This window comes from Paraburkholderia sp. Ac-20347, from assembly GCF_017104805.1.
In the GTDB taxonomy this organism is placed as follows: domain Bacteria; phylum Pseudomonadota; class Gammaproteobacteria; order Burkholderiales; family Burkholderiaceae; genus Paraburkholderia; species Paraburkholderia tropica.
In genome coordinates, this window is record NZ_JAAGPN010000502.1 from 1 (window position 1) to 2,342 (window position 2,342).

1 protein-coding gene and 1 pseudogene are annotated in these 2,342 nt (G+C 70.1%); one reads left to right on the forward strand and one right to left on the reverse strand.

Features of this window, described 5'->3' with window-relative positions; all coding sequences use genetic code 11:
- A pseudogene (locus tag G3N97_RS38045) lies at positions 1 to 947 on the forward strand (ATP-dependent DNA helicase); the annotation flags it as partial.
- Positions 948 to 1,161: 214 nt separating this feature from the next.
- Here G3N97_RS38045 and G3N97_RS38050 read toward each other — a convergent pair.
- Positions 1,162 to 2,342 (reverse strand): heavy metal translocating P-type ATPase (locus G3N97_RS38050; protein ID WP_205997888.1); only part of this gene is annotated, 1,181 nt, incomplete at its 5' end.

A 2,342-nucleotide genomic window follows, 5' to 3' on the forward strand; every position in this document is an offset into this window, starting at 1 on the left:
CGACGACCGTGCGCAGCACGCCGGTCGTGCTGTTGCCGCGCCGCGAGGTGGCGCGCTGGACTGCGCTCGTCGATGCGACCGACACCGACGGACTCTCGGTGCGCGCGCAGCGCGTGTATGGCGCGCTGCTGCGGCACGGCGCGATGTTCTTCGACGAACTGGCCGCCGATGCGCATCTGCTCGGCGTCGAACTGGAGAACGCGCTGGGCGAACTCGTCGCCGCCGGACTCGTGAACGCCGACAGTTTCGCCGGCTTGCGCGCGCTGGTGAAGCCCGCTGCGAAGCGCAATGCGCATCACGGACGCCGCAAGCCGCGCGGTTTCGGGCCGCTCGTCGGCGGCATGGCGGACGCGGGCCGCTGGGCGGTGTTGCGGCGCGTGGATCCGGCCGATGAGCAGGAAAGCGCTAAGGACGATGGCAGCGCGCGAACGCCGCGCGCGGTGACGGCGAATGCCGCGCGACGTCCGCCCGCCGATCCGGCCTTGCTCGAACACGTCGCGGACGTGCTGCTGCGCCGCTACGGCGTGGTGTGCTGGCAAGTGCTCGCACGTGAAGCCGCGTGGCTGCCGCCCTGGCGCGATCTGCTGCGCGTGCTGCATCGGATGGAGGCGCGCGGAAACGTGCGCGGCGGGCGCTTCGTCACGGGGTTGTCGGGCGAACAATTCGCGCTACCCGAAGCGGTGGCGTTGTTGCGCGAGGTGCGGCGGCGTGGGGAGCGGCCCAATCATTCGGAGGACGAAACGGTGTGCATCGCCGCCGTCGATCCGCTGAATCTTGTGGGATCGGTGCTGCCTGGCGAGAAGGTGCCTGCCGTCGCGGGTAATCGTGTCGCGTTTCGCGATGGCGTGCCGGTCGCCGCGCTGGTCGCGGGACGGTTTGAATTTCGCGGCGAGTTCGACGAGGCGACGCGCGCGGCATTGCGCGCCGCGTTGGCGCGAGGGGCTTAGACGCGGGCGCGCTCGGGCTGCGCGCGCGTCCCTTTATCGTGGACTCTCACTTGCCTCGATATCCGCGCTAGAAACGGCCCGCTCCGCATCCACGCGTTGTAAGCCATAGCTTCGCGATGAATGCGGTCGTTTTTACGATGGACCTTTCTGTCAGCCGTCTCGCGCAGGACTGGCGGTTAGTTGCAATTCACTGCGCCACAAACAAACCCGACAGTTAGTTGCGAACGCTCGCCGGCACGCTACCAAAATGCCGACGCACGCGCAAACCGTTCGCGACCACCAGCAAACTGGCGCCGACATCGGCGAACACGGCCATCCAGAGCGTCGCCTCGCCCGCCAGCGCGAGCACGAGAAACACGGCCTTGATGCCGAGCGCGAGCGCGATGTTCTGCATCAGCACCGCCGACACCTTGCGGCTCAGCCCCACGAACGCCGCGATCTTGCGCGGATCGTCGTCCATGATCGCGACGTCGGCGGTTTCGAGCGCCGTCGCCGTGCCCGCCGCGCCCATCGCGAAGCCGATGTCGGCGCGCGCGAGCGCGGGCGCGTCGTTCACGCCGTCGCCGACCATCGCGGTCATGCCGTGGCGCGCCGACAGATCCGCGACCGCGTCCTGTTTGTCCTGCGGCAGCAGATTGCCGCGCGCGTCGTCGATGCCGAGCTGCGCGGCGATCGCGCGCGCCGTCGCCGGGTTGTCGCCGGTCAGCATGACGGGCGTCACGCCGAGTTGCTTGAGCGTGCGCACCGCGTCCGCGCTTTCGGGCCGCACCGCGTCGGCGACCGCGAACAGCGCGACGGCCTCGCGCGGCGAGCACAACACGATCGCCGTCTTGCCCTGGGTTTCGAGCGTCGCAAGACGCGCCTCGAGGTCCGGCGAGCACACGCCCAGCGACTCCACCAGCCGGTGATTGCCGAGATGCCAGACTTCGCCCGCGATGCGCCCTTTCACGCCGAGCCCGTTGAGCACCGCGAAATCGTCGACGGCGAGCAGCGCACCCTGCGTACTCTGCGCATCACGCGTCCGCCAGCCCGCGACGACGGCGCGCGCGACCGGATGCGTGCTCGCGTCGTCGAGGCTCGCGGCGAGGCGCAATGCTTCGTCGACGGACAACGCGCCGAGCGCAAACGCATCGGTCAGCGCGGGCTGGCCGCGCGTCAGCGTGCCGGTCTTGTCGAGCGCAACGGCCTTGAGCAAACGCCCGCGTTCGAGCCACACGCCGCCCTTCACGAGGATGCCCGCGCGGGCGGCAGCAGCGAGGCCGCTCACCACCGTGACGGGCGTCGACACGACCAGCGCGCACGGACACGCGATCACCAGCAGCACGAGCGCCTTGTAGAGCCACGCGCTCCACGCGCCGCCGAACGCGAGTGGCCCGGCCACCGCGATCAGCACCG